13 protein-coding genes and 2 pseudogenes are annotated in these 20,273 nt (G+C 66.9%); 7 read left to right on the top strand and 8 right to left on the bottom strand.

The window, feature by feature from the left end; genetic code table 11:
• Nucleotides 1-267: 267 nt before the first annotated feature.
• On the top strand, nucleotides 268-942 hold the full coding sequence (locus tag ML5_RS29665; protein WP_013477340.1) for an HNH endonuclease family protein: 675 nt from the start codon (nucleotides 268-270) through the stop codon (nucleotides 940-942).
• Between the two features lie 326 nt (nucleotides 943-1,268).
• Here ML5_RS29665 and ML5_RS31305 read toward each other — a convergent pair whose 3' ends face one another.
• A complete protein-coding gene (locus ML5_RS31305) occupies nucleotides 1,269-3,509 on the bottom strand; it encodes a tetratricopeptide repeat protein (RefSeq protein ID WP_143766970.1) in 2,241 nt (746 codons plus the stop codon).
• 425 nt (nucleotides 3,510-3,934) lie between these two features.
• Between ML5_RS31305 and ML5_RS29650 the strand changes: the two genes are divergently transcribed.
• Entirely contained in the window at nucleotides 3,935-5,443 is a 1,509-nt protein-coding gene (locus tag ML5_RS29650) for a hypothetical protein (RefSeq protein WP_013477338.1), read from the top strand.
• On the top strand, nucleotides 5,440-7,920 hold the full coding sequence (locus tag ML5_RS29645) for a hypothetical protein (protein ID WP_013477337.1): 2,481 nt from the start codon (nucleotides 5,440-5,442) through the stop codon (nucleotides 7,918-7,920). The genes ML5_RS29650 and ML5_RS29645 overlap by 4 nt, the downstream gene beginning before the upstream one ends.
• A gap of 307 nt (nucleotides 7,921-8,227) precedes the next feature.
• On the opposite strand, the gene ML5_RS29640 is transcribed toward ML5_RS29645, so the two are convergent.
• The gene (locus ML5_RS29640) at nucleotides 8,228-8,407 is read right to left on the bottom strand and encodes a hypothetical protein (protein WP_013477336.1); all 180 of its coding nucleotides are present in this window, start codon (nucleotides 8,405-8,407) and stop codon (nucleotides 8,228-8,230) included.
• A gap of 360 nt (nucleotides 8,408-8,767) precedes the next feature.
• Between ML5_RS29640 and ML5_RS32490 the strand changes: the two genes are divergently transcribed.
• Nucleotides 8,768-9,481 carry a DUF6338 family protein gene (locus ML5_RS32490; RefSeq protein ID WP_255348691.1) on the top strand — a complete coding sequence of 238 codons (714 nt, stop codon included), beginning with the start codon at nucleotides 8,768-8,770 and terminating at the stop codon, nucleotides 9,479-9,481.
• A 27-nt stretch (nucleotides 9,482-9,508) separates the two neighbouring features.
• Here ML5_RS32490 and ML5_RS33045 read toward each other — a convergent pair.
• Nucleotides 9,509-9,766: pseudogene (locus tag ML5_RS33045) on the bottom strand (hypothetical protein); the annotation flags it as partial.
• Between the two features lie 264 nt (nucleotides 9,767-10,030).
• On the opposite strand from ML5_RS33045, the gene ML5_RS31300 reads away from it, so the two are divergent.
• A complete protein-coding gene (locus ML5_RS31300; RefSeq protein ID WP_013477334.1) occupies nucleotides 10,031-12,997 on the top strand; it encodes a serine/threonine-protein kinase in 2,967 nt (988 codons plus the stop codon).
• A gap of 286 nt (nucleotides 12,998-13,283) precedes the next feature.
• Here ML5_RS31300 and ML5_RS29625 read toward each other — a convergent pair whose 3' ends face one another.
• On the bottom strand, nucleotides 13,284-13,547 hold the full coding sequence (locus ML5_RS29625) for a hypothetical protein (RefSeq protein ID WP_013477333.1): 264 nt from the start codon (nucleotides 13,545-13,547) through the stop codon (nucleotides 13,284-13,286).
• Nucleotides 13,548-13,735: 188 nt separating this feature from the next.
• On the opposite strand from ML5_RS29625, the gene ML5_RS31750 reads away from it, so the two are divergent.
• A complete protein-coding gene (locus tag ML5_RS31750; RefSeq protein WP_013477332.1) occupies nucleotides 13,736-14,389 on the top strand; it encodes a response regulator transcription factor in 654 nt (217 codons plus the stop codon).
• Here the strand turns inward: ML5_RS31750 and ML5_RS29615 are convergent.
• The 4 genes from ML5_RS29615 to ML5_RS29600 form a co-directional block, all read right to left on the bottom strand.
• The gene (locus ML5_RS29615) at nucleotides 14,295-17,888 is read right to left on the bottom strand and encodes an AAA family ATPase (RefSeq protein ID WP_013477331.1); all 3,594 of its coding nucleotides are present in this window, start codon (nucleotides 17,886-17,888) and stop codon (nucleotides 14,295-14,297) included. The genes ML5_RS31750 and ML5_RS29615 overlap by 95 nt on opposite strands.
• A gap of 34 nt (nucleotides 17,889-17,922) precedes the next feature.
• Nucleotides 17,923-18,714: a hypothetical protein gene (locus ML5_RS29610; RefSeq protein WP_013477330.1), complete on the bottom strand. Its 792-nt coding sequence runs from the start codon at nucleotides 18,712-18,714 to the stop codon at nucleotides 17,923-17,925.
• Nucleotides 18,715-18,776: 62 nt separating this feature from the next.
• Nucleotides 18,777-19,283, bottom strand: coding sequence for a hypothetical protein (locus ML5_RS29605; protein WP_013477329.1), 507 nt, complete (start codon nucleotides 19,281-19,283; stop codon nucleotides 18,777-18,779).
• 88 nt (nucleotides 19,284-19,371) lie between these two features.
• Entirely contained in the window at nucleotides 19,372-19,608 is a 237-nt protein-coding gene (locus ML5_RS29600) for a hypothetical protein (RefSeq protein WP_013477328.1), read from the bottom strand.
• Nucleotides 19,609-19,983: 375 nt separating this feature from the next.
• Between ML5_RS29600 and ML5_RS32205 the strand changes: the two are divergent.
• Nucleotides 19,984-20,115 (top strand): annotated as a pseudogene (locus tag ML5_RS32205) (IS5/IS1182 family transposase); the annotation flags it as partial.
• Nucleotides 20,116-20,273 lie beyond the last annotated feature (158 nt).

The raw sequence follows: 20,273 nt of genomic DNA, 5'->3' as shown, positions 1-20,273 counted from the left end.
CGCTCCCGGAATTGCAGGTGTCGTGCCAGCCTGAGAGTCGCACTCTAGGACGTCGGATCGTCGCTGATCGCCGGTTCGTCGCCATCTCGACAGGCGCGATCGGCGGAGGGGCAGCGGACCGGCGAGTTCGCCCGGCCGGTGGTGCGGACAGGGAACGGCTGTGATCAGTGTTCGCGGGAGCCTTCCCCACTCTTCACAATGGTGACCATCGATCGACATGATGAGGCGAGATGGTCGCTGTCACGACCGATGCCCGAGGAGGCCCTCATGCGACTCACCCCACGACTCACCACATCGGCGTTGGCACGGCGTGCCCTGACCGGCGCAGCGGCCGTGATGGTCGCCAGCGCCGGCCTGGTCGCCGTCGACGCCTCGGTGGCTTCGGCGACACCTCCCGGCATTCCGTCCAAGGCGAGCGCCCAGTCGCAGCTCAACGCTCTGACGGTCAAGAGCGAGGGGTCGACCAGTGGGTACTCCCGGGATCTGTTCCCGCACTGGATCACCATCAGCGGCGCCTGCAACACCCGCGAGACGGTCCTCAAGCGCGACGGCACGTCCGTGGTCACCGACAGCAACTGCGCGGCGACCTCGGGCCGCTGGTATAGCCCGTACGACGGCGCGACCTGGACGGCGGCCTCCGACGTCGACATCGATCATGTCGTGCCCCTCGCCGAGGCGTGGCGCTCGGGCGCCAGCGGCTGGACGACTAGCCGGCGGCAGAGCTTCGCCAACGACCTCAGCCGCCCGCAGCTGATCGCCGTAACCGACAACGTCAACCAGGCCAAGGGCGACCAGGACCCCTCCACCTGGCAGCCGCCCTTGTCGTCCTACCGGTGCACCTACAGCAAGATGTGGATCACCGTGAAGTACAACTGGGGGCTGAGCCTGCAGTCATCCGAGAAGTCCGCCCTGCAGAGCATGCTGAACACCTGCAGCTCCTGACGCCCCAAGGAGTCCGCGCGCTCACAGCCCCACACATCGCCGCCGGGCGGGCTACGACCGAAAGCAAGTGCGGGCTTCCGAAGCAAGGAAGCAGATGACCGGATGCCAGTAACGCGGTCAACGGGCGGCAAGCTCAACCCCCGGGCTTGCCGCCTCTCACACCGCCCGGCAGCTGCGACGACAACGGCGGTGGACCGAACCATATGACGACGCCATCCGGACACCTGACCAGGTAGATGCGCGTCGCTGGTGGCGTTCCGGTCGGATGCGGTCCAGAGCAGGGTGATCTGGGGGTGGGCTCCCCGTGCCGTGATCTGCGGCTGGACTCAATTTGTCTTCGGTAGGGGGACGGTCCGGGCGAGGTTCTCGGCGAATTGGCTCAGCGGGTGCTGTTGGCCCAGGGTTTCGAGGCAGAGACGGTAGGTGGCGTGCAGTGTCGGCGCAGCTTGCTCCTGTTCGCCGGCGTCCGCGAGGAACCTGGCGTGCTGCAGACGGGAACCGAGCGTACGGACATGACCGGCGCCAAGGACGCGTACCCGATCGTCAACGACCTCGGCGAACAGGCTCGCGGCGGCGTCAGCGTTCCCCGTCTCTCCGATGAATCGGGCGATCTGGTGACGCGTGCTGAGTACGCGGGGATGCGCCGAGCCGAGGATTCGTCGCTGTTGGGCGAGGAGCTCTGTGAGCAGGTGAAGAGCCTCCTGCGGCATTCCGGCGTCGCCGACAGCGCGCGCGTGCTCGTACCGGGCGCTCAGTGAGTACGGGCTGTCAGGGCCGACCACGCCGCGCATCTCATCGATCAGGGCGGCCAGTTGACGAACAGCCACGTCGGGCTGGCCTGCCTTCGCCGTGTAGCGGGCGATGCTGACGCGTGCCAGGAGTGTATCGACGTGTGTATCGCCCAAGGTTCGGCGTCGCTGCTCGGCGTTCTGGGTCAGCATGCGCACTGCGATGTCGTATTCGCCGGAGTTGCCGAGGAACTTGGCTCGGTACTCCTGCGAGGTAAGCGTCAGTGGGTCGTCGGTCCCGAAGATGGCCGTACGTCTCACGACGACGTGGTGAAGGATCTGCGCAGCTTGCGTCGCACCGCCCGACTCGCCGAGGTAGCGAGCTTGGTCGTGCTGGGCTTGCAGAGTGTCCGGATGATTGACGCCCAAGCGAGTAGATCGGTCAGCGGCGATCTCGCCCAACTGCCTGGCCGCGGCGGCCGCATGGCCGGCGTTACCCCAGGCGAGGAGGTAGGCGTAGTCGGCGTTAGCGACGCCGTGTCGCCGGGCATGGTCGAACGCCGCGATGGCGTGGTCAGGTCGCTGCAGGTCAGTCGCCGCCCAGCCGACGTCGTATGACTCGGCAGGCGTGAGGTGGGGTAAGAGGGTGATCCAGCTTGCTTCGGGCACGGCCCCAAGGAACGTCTGGTCGATCAGGTAGTCGAAAGCGAGATACCCCTGCCCGGGTACCTCGGTGAGCAGGCTGCTCGAGCCATAGGTGACAGCCGTCGCCCAAGCGATCGCTTCCTCGGTCGACTCAAGAGGCGGCTGCTTGCGGCTGCCGTTGAGGTATGTCGTGTGCAGCGACACGAGCAGGTCCAACGGGACGGGACGATGCAGGCCCATGCGGCGGCAGTCGACGGCAGCGGCGACGAGCGCGGCGCCACGCGGATGATCACCTATGGACTGTGCGCGTCTCCAATCGGCGACGAGCTCAGGGCCCGCGGCGAGGACTTCGGCAACGCCATAATGCTGTGCCTGCGAGACGGCCCTGGCGACGCGGCGGTCCGCCGTGGCCGCTCGCGCTCGGCTGAGTTCGTCGGTCGACCACTCGCGTGGTAGCTCCAGCGGGTCGCGGGCCAGCAGAAGTACGTCACGACCTGTTCGCCAGACTGCGGCGTCGGAGACCTCACGGTGGCGGGCGCTGTAGCGGTCGTACTCGCGCACTCTCATCGTCGCCAGGATCACGACGTGCCAACCGGGCCGCCGCGCGAGAAACCGGTGCACGACGTCGATGGTCAGGCCGCCCGCCCCGAGGTATAGATCCAACTCGTCTAACCAGATCACATGTCGACGTCCGGTAGCCATGGCCGCGAATACGTCGTCGAAGCCACGCCCGGGGGTCGGCTGGTGAAATCTGTGGTCTTGCAGCTGGTCGCGCATCGCCTCGAACGCCAGACGGGACTTGCCGGCGGTCGACTCGCCGATCAACAGGACGAAGCCGCCTTCACGGAGCCGGGCGCACAGCGACATGTACGCGTCGCGGCGCACGAACTCCGGAACTCGATTGGTGTGACCCGCCTCGTCCTGCGCGACCGCTGCGGGGTGGACGCCAAGTCCGATCGGATCGCTGAGGTCGCGTACGTGTCGCGGGCGATCTCGTCCACGTCGTGCTGTCCGGTTGATGGCCTCTTGGGCGCGGGCGCTAAAGACACCGGCTACGCCTGCCCCCGCCGTACCGACGGCAGCGGCAGCCCACGGTGGCAGCCACATGGCCGTGAATACCGCGAGGGCGCCCCCGGTACCCGACGCGCTGAGCAGCGTCAGCCATGGCCGCAACCGCCCCAACACGTCGGGCACCCCCTGTCGAACCGAACGGCTGCGGCCAATGGTCCACGCTGAATGGAAGCACTGTCCACCAGTACAGGCCGTGGACCAGGAGTACGTAGGGCCCGCTGACGCAATCCTGAGGCGGCGCAAAGTCGGGTCCGCCCGCACGCGCCGAGTTGCCCAACTCACGCTGAACGTCGTTCGCCTTCAGGTGGTCAGATCCGGGCGCTACCAGCCCCGAGCAACGGCCTGCTCGCTACCGATCACTGGTTTCTCGACGTATCGATGCCGGGCCAAGCCCCTCTTCCATGACCGGACACATCGGCATAGGCAATGGCGCGCTGTCCTTCACTGCCCGTGTCGGCAATCTGTCACTTTCCTGATGTTCCTTCTGCCGTCTGGTTCCGTAGCGCGGTGGATCTCTCCGATCAGCGCTCAACTGCAGGGGAGTGCTCGTGACTGCCATGCTGGGGCCGGCCTGGACGGTCAAGCCAGACACCCCGGAGGACACCGGCCGTCAGCCTCTTGCCGTCGAAGCGGTGATCGGTGCGCATGCCACGGCGCTGGTCCCCGGCGTCATCACCACCACCCCTCATGCTCGCTACCTTTCCCTGCACGCTCGCCTTGCGATCGAGGCGCAGCGACGCGGCTGGGCGGATCGAGAAGACCTCAAGGCTCTCCACACGCTCGTCCGGCGTAGCGAGGTTGTCCTGGGCGCGGTGTCGGTCGCTCATGCTGCGGCGGAGGACGGTCACCACCTGCGGGCGGGCTCCTTTGGCGTGCATGGTGTGAACACGATCAGGCCCGAGTTGCAGCGCCGTCGCTCCGTGGACGTGCCTCGGATATCAGGAACCTACAGTCGCGTCGCGGGCGGTTATCTGCAGACTTACGCGGGGATCGAGGCAGTGCTCGGCCTCACCGACGGAGGAGGTATCCCTCAGCCTGGACCGGCAGCGGACGCCGACCAACTCGCCGCCCTCGACGAGATACTGACCGTGGCGTCTCGGGACAAGCCGCTGTCCGTGGCAGACCTCGACGCCCTGCGTTACCTGTGCGTATGCGCCATGGCAGATGCACCCGACGGTGACTGCGTACGGAACGCGTACTTCGCCGACACCAACGGCTCAACGTATGCCCGTGTCGACCGCGACAGCACGGCGCTGCTGGTAGGGGCGCTCACAGGCGAGCAGATCGACGGCGAGTCGATCGACATGTCCATGGACCGCTGGTTGTGCTTTCGACCCGATCTGCGCGACCACGTGAGCGAGGAGCTTTACGCTCATGCCCTCGTCTGGCGCGGCGCCCTTTTACGCAACTGGTCGGTCTGGGCCTGGCGCCTCATCTGGGCGCGACTGGTGTCGCCACTGTCTGATACCGGCACTCTCCAGCAGGCAATCACCAAGTTCGTCCACGGTCTCCCGGACGTCACCGTACGAGAGGTGCTCCTCGACGGCCTCCCACCGGTGATCGACGGCGACGGCAACCCCCTGCCGGTCGAACATGATCTCTACCAGGAAGCATTGAACGCCGACGACTGGACGGTGCTCGGGATGCTACGTCTGCTCGCCGTCGGCGCCCACCGGGTGGATCTCCTCGACCCGGTTACCCGCGCCGCCTACACCGGCCCATTCTCCGACGATCTGGGACCGGGCTACGTCACCGCATGGCTGACCCGCGACGCCGACCGCCCGCTGGTCGACGCCGTCGCTGACCTCGCGGGTGCGCTGTTCCACCGCGCTGAGTCGGTGAGCCGGCAGAAGATGCAGTGGACCCGAGGCGGTCTACGGCTTCCCACCCGGCTACGACGCGTCGGCGACCAGTGGCGCCTGGAAGGCCACGAGGGTCGGGCGGCGGTATCGCTGCGCCTGCAGACGCTCACCAACGTCATGCAGCAACTGGGCGTACTCGCCCACGACGGCGACACCTGGAGCGCTGGCCCCCGCGCCATCGGGGGGACGTCGTGACGCAATGGGAAGAACTTCAAGGCGCCGCGCCCCCAAGACTGCTCCGCGCACGACCGCTGGCCGACGCAGAGGAAGTCCTTGTCCTCACCTACACCTGTGACCTGTCCTTCTTCGAAGATGTCTGCCTCCGTGAAGCACAGGCAGTCCGAGCCCGCACCACGATCCTCTACGACGCCGACCAGCTCACTCAAGGCCCTCGCCGCACCGACTATCTCGCCCTTCCCGCCGTGTGCAAGCAAAACGGAGCTTTCCACCCGAAACTCATCGTGATCGCCTCCGAGACCGACGCGGTGGTGGCCATAGGCTCCGGTAACGCCACCCCGTCAGGCTGGCACCACAACGCCGAGGTCTGGGCGCTGCTGCGCAGCGCCGGCCCGGCAGTGCCGCAACTCTTCCACGACCTCGCCGACTGGCTGAGGCGACTGACCGCCGCCGTCTGGATGGAACACCTCGGCCGAGACCGCCTCGACCGGGTCGCCGAGCTGCTCACCTGCCGTCCGACAGAACCGGAACACGACCAGCCGACACTGGTCACCACGAGCACACGCCCCATCATCGAGCAGCTCCCAGTCCCGAAGGCGCCCACCACGTCGCTGGCAGTCTCCGCCCCATTCTTCGACCCGCGGGCCGAGGCGCTACGCCAGCTGGTGGACCGCTTCAAACCCGCCGAACTGCAACTCCTACTCACCCGGGACGTCCAATGCGACCCGGCGACCCTCGCCGAGGTGGTCAAACAAGTACCCACCGGCATCGTCACCACCCCCGAAAGCAGTCGTTACCACCACGCGAAGATCGTCGAATGGACCACCAATGACCAAAAATGGGCGCTGACCGGCAGCGCCAACTGCAGCACCGCCGCCCTGACCACAACCATGGCCACCGGCGGCAACTGCGAACTCGGCCTCCTGACAGCCACCTCGGAGCCGCTGATCGCCGCAGTACCCGCACACCCGGTAGACCTGTACGACCCAGCGAACCTTCAGCTGCGGAAACCCACCGACCGGAACCTCAGCGGAGCCTCACTACGCGTGCTCGGCGTCCGGGTAAGCGCGCAACGAGTGGAAGCCACTGTCCTCACCGAGCACCAAGTCCCGGCATGGCTTCTGGTCGGCGGGCTGCGACTCAACCACGAGCGCAGCGACGGCAAACTCCACCTCTACGTCGGCTTCCCAACCCCCGACTGGTCCATCACATTCGACGAGCAGACCACCACCCACGTCACGACGGACACGGGCACCGAGATCCGCAACGTCGTCGTCACGGACGTCGACGCCGCACTGTCACGCATCGACCGCCCCTCTCCGCTGGAACACACGCCGCTGCCACTGGTCATCGCCGACCACGAGCACATGGAAGCGCTACTCAAGGCACTTGCCGACCTAGCCTCGGTCCGACCCGACAACACCACCGCCCCTGCGCCAGGCACCGACCGACGCCGCCAAGTGGAACGCCGCATCACCGCAAAGGTCGGTCCTGCTCTCCTGCATTTCACCCTCGGCCTCGACAATCGGCGAAGATCCACACCCACGGACGATGAGATCTTCAACCTCCCTGATGGCGACGACGCTGCGTCAAAGGCAAACAAGGTCGGCGGATCGGCGACGGCAAGCCAAGCACCGCCGACGCGACCCGAAACCGTCGCGACCGTGCTCGACGCTCTCACGAAGCGCCAGCGCACCAACCTTCGACGTCAGGCAGAAGAACTGGTAGACGCGTCGGAGGAATGGCCCCTGCCGGCGAAGCTGGCTGTCAGCCGACTGATGCTGACCCTGATCGCCGGCGGGCTGTGGGCAGACGAAACCGACTGGACGGACCTCCTGTACCGGGTCGTGCTGCAGCTGTGGCTGACCGACCAGCAAGAGAGCCTGAACGACGAGCACGCTTCCCTCGCCACCATCGGACTCGTCGCCCTACGCACGGGCATCGACCGGCAGGACGAGCCCAACAACCGACTCATCGCAGACTTTGATCAGCTACGGCAGACATACATCGACTGGATCGACTGGCTGGAGGCAGCGTCGGAAGAGACGATCCGACGCTACGCGACCGGGCTAAACGGACACACCCTCGGAGTGCTGTTCGCGCAAACCGACTTCACGGCCGAGCTTCGCTCCATTGTGCGGCGTTCGGCGCTAGACGATGCAGTAGACCGGTTAGCCGGCGCCCGGCTCGACGGCTCCGTCGTCCGCATCGCCCCCGGCCGCACTGCACGGAAGGCGGTAATCGCTGCGCTGGACGCTCTCCGGGACTTCCCCGACGTTCACGTGGTCTCCGCCGACGAGCCAGCAGTGCACGGCTGGTGGAACGGCCGCCGCCTACTCCTGGTGACCCGGACTGGCGCCAGTTGGCGGGCCGAAGTTTGGACGCAGCTGATGACCGGTATCGCCGCCTACTCACGCGGCACGCCGTTACGTCCACCGGACCGACGCTGGACGGCATCCGGACCAAACGACGCCCGCGACTCAGCACCCCGCTGACACACCGCGCCCGTCCCGACGCAGGGCAAGACCCGGGCCGACACCGCCAGGTGGCAGTGGTGATACCCATCAAACGACGGTCACCCGCACGACCTCACTCGACCGCTATGAGCGGCCGAATCGAGGGACTACGGGACTGTAAGACGAACGTCTGACAGACCCAACGCCCCCCACCTACACCTACACCCCACGGGGTCAGACTGGTGCTCGTTCATGTTGGAGGTCGCGATGAGCGGGCTGACTGCCGCACGCTGATGGTCACAGAAGGCCCCCACCTCCAGGTGGGGTGCTTCGTCGTGTCCGGACCTCAGTCCGCGTGGTACTCCGGGTTAATGCCGTCGTGGTGGATCGCGGACAGCTCCTGGCCGATCGCCAGCAGCGCCTTGACCTCCGCGACCTTCAGCAGTTGGTCAGTCGACAGCCTGCCGGACTTCTCGCTGTCGATGGCCTCGGTCAGTGCATCGGCGGCCTCGTGCCACAGGCTCATGGTCCCCTCCTTGGTCGGTGGCGATCGAGCCTACTGCGGGCGCGACGTCACCTGAGATCCCGGGAGGACGACTGACGCGCGCTGCCAGGTTCCCAGCCGAGGGGGGGGATGCTGGGTTGCGGCGATCCCCGCTGGCGCGATCATCCATGTTGCGGGTGTACGATGGCGCCGCATTCAGGAGGGCCGATGGCAGAGCGCGACGACCGCACGAGGCGGATGACCATGGACACCCGGCCGGACCACACGTTCGGTGACCGCGGGCAGAAGATGGCTCCCGGGGCAACCCCGGCACAGCCGGCGACCTCGCGTCCGACGCCACCGCCGCCCGACTCGGGAGCCAAAGTAACCAAAGAGGAATAGTTGATTCCTACGTCGGCGATTGGGCTGGTGCTGTTCGTCGCGCTACTCGCGCCCGGACTCGCGTATGTCCTGAGGCACGAACAGGTCGTTCCAGCGCAGTCGCTCTCGGCGTTCCGTGAGACGGTGCGTGTCGTCTTCATGAGTGTCGTCTGCCTGAGCATGACGGGACTGCTGTTCGCGGCGCTGCGTTGGTTCTTCCCGGGGCATACGCCCAACGTGCGCGGCTTGATCCGGGACCCTAACAACTTTGCGCGAGAGCATCACGTCCACCTGGCGTGGTGGGCCCTAGGGCTGCTCGCGTTCGCCACGCTGCTTGGCGCCCTTGCAGCCGACCCGCGCTTCGTGGAGGCGCTCCAAGCTGCCAGAGCCAAGAAGTGGTACCAGCGGCTCACCGGCTATAGCGAAACCACCATTCTCGATATCTCGGCCTGGTATCGGGCCATCGAGCAACACCGAGGTGACGCAGAAGTGCTGGTCGTTGGGGCGCAGTTGGACAACGGCGCTTACGTACTGGGAGATCTCTTCACGTACAGCACAGCCAGCAAGGAGGACGAGAACAGGGACCTCGTCCTCAAATCCCCGATCGACCTGCGCACCGCTGATGGCGTGACCCACGCACTCGATGTGAAATACACTGTCATCTCCGCGCGGCACATCGTCCGGCTCGACGTGACCCCCGTACGGCCGGATCCCGCCGACGAACCAGAGGGCTAGACGTCGGGCGTCCTGCCAGTCGCCCTGACGCTCGAACCTCTCGAGGACCTCGGCTGCGTGCTCGGCGGCCACTTGCATGTCGGCGCCGGCCGCCTCCAGCAGCTCGACCGTCGGCCCACTGACTCCGTGCGGGTCGGCTATGGCCACGCCGGCCTGGATGCCCAGCAACTGAGGATCGGTGGTTACCTGGCGCACCGCGGCGATCGCCTCGGCGCGGGGGTTGTCCCGGTCGGTGCCGTGGCCGTAGCGGCCGGCGACCCCGGCGGCCTGGACGCACGTTCGCACGCTGGCGGTTCGGACGGTGGTCTGCTCGGCTCGCCCGAGTCGTCGGGCTGGCGTGCTGCTATCCGCACCCACACTCCACGGACGGGCCGGCCAGGTCTTCGCGCACGATCAGCGCAAGTCGTACCGCGAGCCCTTCGGCTCGACCACCAGAATCCAGAGACTCTCACGCGGGCCTACCCGGGAGGAAGAGGTGGCGGCTTCTTTGGTGGGGACCGGACGGGAGACAATCACAGTGTCATGCCTGATACGCGGTCAGGGGGTTCAGTGAGCGGCGCCGACCTGAACGATCTGGATGGTGTGCCTACGCTGACCGCCCGGTACGGGCAGCTCCTGGGCGGCGGTCATGACGAGCGGGAGCGCGGCAGGCTGCTGCTGGACATCCTCCACGATCTCCTGAGCGCGTCCGGCGTTAAGCTGCGGCCAGCGGCGCCGCTTTTCGGCACGAGTCGGACGCTGGGTCTGCGTCGTGGTGACACGAAGCTGCTGCTGGGTCTAACTTGGCGCGATTCGCCGCTGACGGCGCAGGACGTCGCCATGTGGCAGCAGGCCGCGCGGCAGCGTAGCAACGTGCAGGTCGCGTTGATCTCGATGTCGGGGTTCGACGCCCACGCCGGTGAGGCAATGGATCCCCAGGTCCCATCAGTGGTGCTGCTGGATCGTACGCATGTCGAGGCCGCGCTGTGCGGCCTGCTGACGATCGAGAAGGCGACGCAGGAGCTCGGTGACCGGACGGACTTCGACGGCACCGCCTTCACCTCCCTGACCGACCTGCTGCTGACGGCACCGCGTCACGATCCGCCGTCGTTCGTGTCGTTCACCCGGTCGCCGATGCCGTGGGAACTCGAGATCGCCGCCACAGGCGAAGTCTCGCTGCAGCATCTGCTCAGCGGAGGCGCAGGATGGGGTGAAATCACGGGCTTCACCGTTGATGGCTCCCGGATGCTAATCACGACCGGCGAAGGTGTCGTGGAGGTCGACACCCTGCGCGGCACCGCTCACTGGCTCCTGCCTCTGGCGGGTTGCTCGGGAAGCGCTCTGGCTTCGGCCGACGGTGGGATCCTGGTCCGGCGGGGCTCGGCCGTCGTGGAGTGGAAGGACGATGTTCTAACTCCGATCGCCGGGGACCTGGGCGATACCCGGATGCTGCTGTGGGGTCCCGGTGGGCAGGCATGGGCCTTGTGTGGCAATGGCGCCGAACTGGGCGGCGCGACGCTGGGCCTGGTCCGGCTGGGTGGCACCATCGGTGATCAGCAACGCTACTCGATATCGTTCAACGCGGACGTGCTCAGCGCGGCATGGTTGGGCGACCTGCGCTTCTTTCTCGGCGCGGAGGGCCACAGCACAGTTGTGGACCTGGGTCGCAGCACTATGGTGCGGCGCGAAGACTGGATCGAGTCGCCGCCGAGTCCCCAATACCTTGTGACCCGTGGCGGCGAGGTGATCGCCGCAGGTTCCAGTCGTATCGGCGTGCATGCTTTCCTGCATCGTGTTGATCTCGCCGCCAGAACAAGCAGCCTTATCACACAAATGCAGCTCAACCGGGTCCAAGGGCTTGGCGTCACCGCGCAGGGGCGGCTGCTCCTGCTCGGCGATGTGCGGGGCAACAGCCGAGCCCCACACCCGGTCATCGTCGAGATCAGCATGGGCTCTGGAGTCCGTACCGCGGCCCGCACCAACGCGCTGGCGAGACCGGTCGAAGCTGAGCCGTCTGCGGCTGATGCGGCGAGCGGAACGCCGGTCGATACTGCGGGAGCCCTCTCGGTTGTCGCCGCGGACACCGCTGTTCGGTTCATGCCCGTGCGGCTTGTGGCGCATGGTGAGCGCAAGGACTATGCCTTGGAGCCTCGACCACTCAAGACCGGTGGGCAGGCACAGGTGTTCCGGGCCAAACACAAGAGCACCGGCACGCCCGTCGCGTTGAAGCGGCTGCGAATGACGGGAGAAGGCCAGCGGGCCCGGATGCGCCGCGAGGTCGAAGCGGCCGGCATGTTCGGCTCCAACCGTCACCTGATGCCGGTCCTGGATTTCAGCGCTACCTTCGACTGGCTCGTCATGCCGTTGGCGGATCACTCGGCCGAGGACATGGCCGCCGCCCTGTGCGTTGACGGACCGCTGCGGGAGTTGATCACGGCGATCTGCGAAGGCATGCGGGAGCCACACCAGGCAGGATGGATCCACCGCGACCTGAAACCGGCCAACATCCTGTGGCTTGACGGCCGGTGGGTCGTCGCGGACTGGGGCTTGGGCCGCCGTCCTCGCGGGCAGACCACCGCGCCGGGACGCACGCAGGCCGGCGAGCTTTACGGCAGCCTGGGCTATGCCGCGCCCGAGTTGTACACCGACGCCCACGCGGTAGGCCCGCAGACCGACATCTACAGCATCGGCCAGATCATCGGCTGGGCACTCCTGCAGACCGATCCCCGCGCGAACGTACCGCATCTCCCCCCGACAGGCCCCTGGCGGGCGGTCGTACGCGCCGCGACCCATTACGACCCACGCCAGCGCCCAGCGACCGTGGACGAGCTTCTCGCGCTGATCGAGGACGAACTCGACCCGCCGCCGATTCCCCCCGTCAACCGTGGCCGGGCGCTCATCGCAGCGGCCCTCGAAGGAGGCGATCTAACACCGCCCGCCCTCTTCCGTCTCGCCGCAGACACGAGCAGCGACTATTTGCTGTACACGGAAGTGCTGGTCCACCTCAACAACACCCAGGTCGAACAGGCGGTGTCCGCCGACCCCACGACCGCCCGCGCCGTAGTCCAAGGCATTCAGGAGCTACCTACAGGCGGGTACGAGATGACGATCGACGCCGGCGACGTCCACAACCTCAGCCTATGGCTGCTGCAAATCGCTCGTGGCGCCGAATCAATCGAGGCATGGGACCTGCTCGAGGACACGGTCGACGCCATCTTCTACCTCAACAACGACTGGGACCGGGTCCACTGGGAGGTCCACGAAGCCATCCGCGCCTGGCTATCAGGACGGTCCGGCGCCGCCGCGGCCATCGCGGCGCATGCACTGCGCGCACACCCACGCTCGATCCCGGTCTTCCGCGATCTCGCGCAGCAGGAAGTCGTGGACCACCGCATCCGGAAAGCAGTCACTCGGGCAAGTCAGCATGCCTCCGACTACGTTTCTCGCCCCGCCCGGCTTGGGCCATCCGGCGAGGTTGTGGGCCGAGTGGTTCATGGCGGCGGACCGGCCTCCACGCGGGCGAGCAGGTCTTCGTAGGCCCCATGGCGGCTGTGCATGTGTTCCAGCCACTACGTCGCGCCTGCCTCCGCATACGTCCGGACCATGGCCCCATCGGACGGCCGGGACGAGCCGATGAGCCGAGCACCCCCGTGCCGCATTCGCGGAAGTATCGGACGTCGTCCGCCAGTCGTTCCGGGGCGCGGTCATCTTGCCCAGATCGTCGTCCCCGCCTTTGAGCCAACCGCCCCAGTCGGCGCCCCCCGGCGCCGCCATGATCGCCGGCATCGCACTGTCGATCAACGGCGGCTGAACAGCCCGATAATCATCCGCCTGGGTGCAGAGTTTTCTGGACCCAGAGGACCATTCCCTTGGTGAGTTCGGACAGGGGCTGAACCTGTCGGGCCCTCTGCCTCCGCTGAGATTCGGTCAGTTTACGGGCCAAGCCCTCATCCCAGTACTCCTTTATGACCTCGGCGATCAGGTCGTACAGCTCGGGTGAGGGCGGCGGTACAGGTGTCGGCAGCGGCAAACCGCTGACGTCGAAATCCTGGTGAGGTGGATCGCTGGGGTCGTCGTCGTAGACCACGGCAACTCCTCGAAGGCGTAGGTGCACCGAGCGTAAGGAAATCGGCGCATGCCGAATACCGACCGATATCTGCCGTGGTCGTGCCAGGAAGTGGCAGAAACCTGACCTGTTGGTGAGTCGACGGACCGGTGGGCGAGCACAGGTGTCTACGCTGTAGCCCGCGCGGCGAGAAGGGATGTCCATCACCGGTGACCGTCCATGTCGCGGTCCTCGACCCCCTGCCGATGTATAAGCAGGGAGTGGCCGTGACCCTGTCCGCGATCGGTCACATCGTCGAGACGCCTGAAGACCCGCTGGCATGGGTCCGCCGGTCTCCGGGCGCGGTTGTGCTGTTGACGTTGATCGGGCACGGCGACTGGGATCTGCTGTTCAGGCTGGGGGAGGAAATGTCACCCCATTCGGTGATCGCTGTGGTCGAGGACGACGTCGTGGTCCTCGGCGTTCGGGCGGTGCGTGCCGGTGCCCGGTCGGTGATACCGCGCGGTGTCACCGACGAGACGTTGCGACGCACGATCGAGGCCACGCTCGACGGTCAGGCGGTCCTGCCCGCCGGGGTGGCGGTGGCGCTGGCCTCCGGCGAGGAACACTCGCTTCCCCCGGCGGAACGTTTGGAGTGGCTGCGTCAGCTTGCCGAGGGAGTCACCGTGGCGCAGCTCGCCCAGCGGGCCGGGTACTCCGAGCGCGCGATGTTTCGCCTGTTGCAGGCTCTATACAAGGAGATCGGTGTACGTAGCCGCCTTGAGGCCATCATGCGGGCTCGTGATCAGGGTTGGTTGCCGAGAGCTCGTCCAGCACCGGCTGCAATGGACCCCGGGGGCGGCCGCGGAGGTCGATCCGGCTGACCAGGAACCGCAGGAGTCTGCGTAGGCCCTCGCTTTCCGGTGCCCCGGACCGTGACTCCCGGAAGGCCTGCACGGCGTCGTCGACCGGAACGTCGCGGTCGAGAACGTCAACGCACATCGCGAGTGCTCGGAAGTCACCGGCCGCGAAGTCGCGGGGATCGTGCCGGCAGCGGTCGCCGGACTCGGCGGCCAACTGCCGAAACCGCATGCTGGCGATGGCGGGGCGGCGCTGGCGCCGGGCGACCACTGCCTCGAGCGCGAGGACGACCAGCGAGTGGCCCGGGCGCCGGTAGCGTCTGACTGAGAGGATCTCCTGCGCAGCGACGCCCAATTCGCCGTTCTCCAGGTGCACGAGACAGAGGGTCGTTCGAGCTCTGGTCAGGATGGCCGGGTCGTGCAGCTGCTGGGCCAGCTCGACCGCCTCGGCAGCACGGGCGTGTGCAGCCGTCTTGTCGCCTTCCCAGAACAACAGGTCAGCCTCGCCGTCGGCGAGCGCCGCCCGATGCCAACGGCCGGCGCTGTTGTTCGCCCAGCGCTGCGCCTCCTCGATCCACCGACGGGCGTCGGGCAGTTGGGCGAGCTCGGCATGCCAGCGGGAGAGCTTCAGGGCGAGGGTGACCCTGCGGGCCGCAGCCCGGCGGGCGGTAGGCGTGTCGGGATAGCCGTCCTCCGAGGGCAGGCGGTATGCCGTCTCGACGTGATCGATGGCTTCCGGGAACCGTCCCCAGCGCCGGTAACAGTCGGCTAGGCCCTCGAGCCCTCCCATCCGAAGGACTGGATCGCCGAGCTGTTCGGCGCCGTCGAGCACCGTTCGATAGCGCGCGAACGCCTCCTCGGCATCGTTGTCGAGCCAGGACATCGCGGCCAAGTTGGCCCCGATCCTGAGCTTCGCCACTTTGTGCTGGTCCTGTTCGGCGTAAGCGAGTGCACGCTGGTAGGCGGCCCGCGCTTCGGCGAAGCGTCCGCGCGAACGGTGGATGCCGCCGATCGCACTCTCGTTGGCCATCTCGAGGTACGGGTGGCCGAGGCGGCCGCGCAGCGTGTCGCGGGTGTCGAGCAGCAGGAAGGTGTTGTTTACCTCGCGAAGCCGGTCGTGGATGTTCTCCAGCAGCTCGTACGCTGACTCGAACTCACCCGCCTCGATCAGCGCCCGCAGCTCCGCGAAGTGAACTGCAAGATCAGCCACGGTTCGAGGATTCCGGTTGCGCATTTCCTTGAGACGGGCCGCAACGTCAGACGACAGGTCCCGAGCACTTCCGTCCATACGCTGGAGAATCGCGTCCGCGTCGGCGTCCGTGAGCTCGTACCGGTCGCCGTCCCGCCGCACGAGCATGCTGTCGGTCAGTCTCTCCAGCGCGTGGAGAGTCTCCTCGTCGGCCGTGCCGTCGAACAGAGCCAGAGCGTGCTCCTCGGCGACAGGGATCCGAAAGGCCGCCAGCGCCTCCAGTACCCGGCGAGCCGGTGGCTCAAGGTCGTTGAGCAGCAGACTGAGCAGGGTTCCGGGCACCTCCCTCGGTGCGAGGCCGGACAGCTCGTCGACCAGGGCGCACAGCCGGACGCGGTGAAGGGACAGCACGCAGACCGCGTGGAACAGGTTGGTGAGGCGTGGATTGCCCTGTAGTACCCGGTAGAGCTGGCGGAGCCCTTCGTCGTCCAGTCGCCGGACGCGCGAGGAGCCACCGGGACGCTCCCGCAGCAAACCCACAAAGTGGTCGTAGTTCAGGCGCGCGATAGCGATCGGTGGTTCGGTCACGGCCCATGTGCCGTCCGACGGAGAGGTCGGCACGACGCTGGTGACCAGCACGATCGAGACACGGTGCTCTGGTCGCGCGCTCAGCGCCTCGAAAGCCTCGTCCAAGGCACCGTCAGTGAGCACGGCGCCCGGCCCCAGCAGTTGCTGCGCATCCTCGACGACGATGACGATCGTCTTGTCTTCGATCGCGTCCAGCGCCGCCTCCAATCGGGCCAACGAAGACTCACCCGGCCGCAGATCGGCCCCCGGGGCCGTACCACCCTCGATGCACTCGATGAGGGTCTTCGTGTCCAGTAGGGCCCCGCCGACGGCTGGCGTGCGGAACACCTGGACCTGGCTGCTGTCCAGACCGCTCAGTACGCTGCTGACCAGCGTCGACTTGCCGACCCCGCGCGGCCCGACCACGACGACCACGCCGTACGGCCCGTCGACCAGCCGCTTACGCAACGCCACCCGTGCCGGTTCGTGGAAGGCCGGGACCGCACTGCCGCCCGTCGTTTGTCTGGGACGGGAGCGCGATGCGTTGGCGTCGGCTCCCGGCAGGATGAACTCCGGGGGAAGTTGTAGCCGGTCGGTGTCCTCGATCTCGTCACGAGGGAGGAGTTTGGTGGCGGCATGCGCGGCGAGCCAGAAGAACCACTGGCGGTCGGCCGGTGTGAGCAGTGACCGACCGGAGAGGATCAGCCCGGTCGCGGTGAGACAGACGAGCCGTTGTTTCGGCCAGTCGCCCAGCAGGCCGTTTGCGTCCGCGTATTCGTGTTCGGCGCCGTATATGCCGGAGATCAACTGGCGCATCTCCCGGTCGAGCTTCGAGGAGAGCTTTCCATCATCGGTCTGTGGATGCAGCAGCGCGTCCCTTAGCGCGGCCTTATCCAATGCCTTCTGCTCGCGCAGGCGCATCGCGATGGTAGTGCACATCAGATAGCACGGATCCCACGCCAGGAGCCCGCGCGGGCGGTATCGCGAGAGGTCGATCAGCCAGTAGTCAGGCGGATTGCTAGCCTCCGTGGCCACCAGCAGGTTTCCCGGATGCAAGTCACCGTGGGTGTGCCCGCGGAAGGGATACAAATTGACGAGGTCTCCGAGCGCGCTGTTGGTAGCCAATGCGAAGGGATTGACGAGGTCCCCGTCCGGGTGACGCAGCCAGGTCTTCGAAGCGGAGACGAGGCCGGCGTACCTGTCCGCCCAAGCGTGCAGCAACCCACCCGGCTCGATCCGGTCTCCCAGCAACTCCTTCAGGACCCGCCCGGCGGTCATCGGACCACTCATCATCGTGTTGGCATTCCAGTCGAGGAGCAGCGACCGGATGATGGCTTTGCAGGTAGCCCCTGGATCATTGTGCTTCTCGAAGATCTTGTCGAATCCGATGGTGTGGTCGAAGCCGCCCCCCGCGACCTGCTGAAACGTGATCCAGCCGCCGCCCATCAGAGGCTTGACGGGAAAGTTGTAGCGCACCAAATGGTCGAGCCTGAGCGGCTTAACGTGCCACTCCGCCAGCTGATTCGCTTCGAGTTCGGTGAGAGCCCGATCCGGCGCAGTGTCCACCTTGATGATGGTTCCTTTGCTGGATCCCGTCCTCCCCTGTGCGTATACGCCGAACACCCGGGCCGACGTGAAACCCGAGGCCGACCAGTTGACCGGGGTCAGACGAACTCCGGTGTCCTGCGCCCACGACCGGAGCGCGGCCTTCGCCGGTTCCGAATCGAGCTGGTCGAGGATCTCCTCGAGCCCATGGTCGCGCTCCATCGCGCATCCTCCTGATGTCCGAAGAGGCGGGGGATCAGGGTTGTGGGGCGGTGATCAAGCTTTGGACGGCGGCCATGGCGGCCTGGACCGGGCGGATGAAATCGGGACGGAAATCGGAGTGCTCGTACGGGCCGATGAAGTCGGCGAGCTTTGGGGGAGTGGGGATCTCGGTGGTGCCGGACGGGACGCGCGGCATGACGGTTTCGTACTCGGTGACCAGCTCCCGTAAATATTCCTCGGTGGACTTCAAGAAGAGGACGAGCTCAGGTACGCCGTCGAAGACTTCGCCCTCAGCGTTCACATTGCGGATCATGAGTTCGAGGCTCAGCTGCGCGTCGAGGAGGAGTTGGAGTTGCTCGTCGTACGTGACGACCCGCAGTTTCCCGTCTCCCGCTGTGGTGTGGATCTGGGCTCTGGCGCGCAGCAAGCGGCGTGCTCGTTTGACCGCGTTGTACAGCACCACCAGCTCGGCCAGGTAGCGCTGGCGGATTTCGCGGATGGCGGTCGCGCGATCCTCGGCCAACTTGAGTCGCTCGGCCCGTTGTTCGGCCTGACGGTTGAAAGCCTGGTAAAGCAACGAGACGCCGCCACCTAGCACGACCACCATGAGGAACTGGAGCAATGTCTTGTAGCCATCGGCGCCGACCACTCTGGTGGCGGACTCGTGCCAGATGATCAAAATCGCTGCGGTGGCCATGGCGAGCAACGCGCCTGACGCGAGCGCCAGCGTGAGGCGGCGGGGCAAGGAGCCTTCGAAGCGATCGATAGTGCTGAGCTTAGCCGGAGTTTGTTGCTGCGCCGTGCACGTGACAGTTCGGCCGGGCACGGCAGGGCCACCGTCGTGCCGGTGACGTCAGGATTTCAGGGTGTCGGCGAGGTCCACGCCGATCAGCTGGCCCAGCTCGCTGACCTGCGGAGGTGGGGTGCGCAGCGGACGACGGGTGCGGGCCTCGGGGGGAGCCCGCCCACCGCACCGGCGACGAGGGAGAGCAGCGTATGCACAGAGGACAACTCGTACACCGACCACATTGCCGTGCGCGAGTCGGCCAGCAGCATGATCCGGTCGTCGCAGGCGACCAGCACCGCACGGTCTCCTCCGGTGCAGGCCACCGCCACCGCCGCTCGACCGCTAACCCGCCGCACCGTGGTCACCACGTCGGCGGCGGCCCGCTGCGGGTTGCCGGTGACACCGTCGACTCGCCAGACAGCCTCCTCGAGGCGTACGGCCAGCCCGGCATCGGCGAGCGCCGACCGCGCCTCGGCGTATAGGTCGTCCTTGGCGCCGCGCGCCAGCTCGACGGTCTCCCGTAGCGCGGATGCACCCGCCACCACGGCGAACAGGTGGACGGCCGGCAGTAGCAGAGCCTCGGCCAGCGCGAGGTCGGTCTCGGCCACCCACTCGGGACGTCCCGGCAGGTGCCGGTCACCAGCGCGTCCGCGTCCTGGCTGCCGTGCAGTCGCGCGCCATTCCGCAGGGTCGTCACTACCAGGGCGAGCCACGCGTACAGGTGCGCGAAGGCTTCGGCCGGCTGTCCGACGACAACGTCCTGGTTGAGCTGCCGATCATGTCCAGGGTCAGGTCGGCGCGCTTGGCCACGTGGCCGAAACCGCGCCGGTAGCGCACCAGCCGGCGGACCAGCCCGGTCGGCAGCGCCGGGTTCTCGGCAAGACCGTCGAGCACCTTCGTCAGGTGGACCGGCGTCGGCTCTTTCTCAGCCATCCGCCGCCCTTTCCCAGATCCGTTGCGCTCGTCGCGCCGGCGCGACACCCGGGAAGGTCGCTGCGCTCGATCCGAATCCGCACAGTCCGACTCTAGGACGCCAGCTGCGCCGTCGTTGGTGCGCGGGCCGCGTGAGGCGTCACCGTGTTCATCGACAGCGTTGCCGTCCAGCGCTTCGCGACAGGGACCCCTTCAACCACGACGCCGCCAAAGCCTCAATCGTCACCGTACCAACCCTGATTGTAGTAGCCTATTAGTCCATCATGGACGCTGGTCATCCCGGAGAGACATGGCATCCTCGCTGCTGAGCGCCCCTACGGGACGTTTCGTAACCCTGACGTCTGTCTGTAGAGGACGGCCGGGCCGGATGCCCGGGTGCAGGTGATCACGGCGGCCCGCCCAGAGTGGATCTTTCCGTTCACCGGGTTGCAGCTCGCCCAGTTCCGCAAGCTGGTCCGGCTGGTCGCCGAGCATGGCGGTGACGGCATCGCTGATGGCCGGCCAGGACCACGGCTGCCGGCAACAGCACGCGGATCCGTGACCGCCACCGGTGCGCCGCCGGCTGGGCGGGCGAGGGGGCGCCGAGCCGTACGCAGGTCTCCGCGAACAGGTGCACGAGGAATTCACGCCGGTCGTAGGTGGTGGGTGCCTGCACCAAGACGAGC

This window comes from Micromonospora sp. L5 (assembly GCF_000177655.2).
GTDB lineage: Bacteria > Actinomycetota > Actinomycetes > Mycobacteriales > Micromonosporaceae > Micromonospora > Micromonospora aurantiaca.
Note: the sequence above shows the minus strand (reverse complement) of the source record. Positions and strands in the feature narration are given on the sequence as shown.

Coding starts and splice junctions, on each gene's coding strand:
- ML5_RS29665 (WP_013477340.1), top strand. CDS start 268: ATGCGACTCACCCCACGACTCACCACATCGGCGTTGGCACGGCGTGCC.
- ML5_RS29640 (WP_013477336.1), bottom strand. CDS start 8,407: ATGAGCCTGTGGCACGAGGCCGCCGATGCACTGACCGAGGCCATCGAC.
- ML5_RS29615 (WP_013477331.1), bottom strand. CDS start 17,888: ATGGAGCGCGACCATGGGCTCGAGGAGATCCTCGACCAGCTCGATTCG.
- ML5_RS29600 (WP_013477328.1), bottom strand. CDS start 19,608: ATGGCTGAGAAAGAGCCGACGCCGGTCCACCTGACGAAGGTGCTCGAC.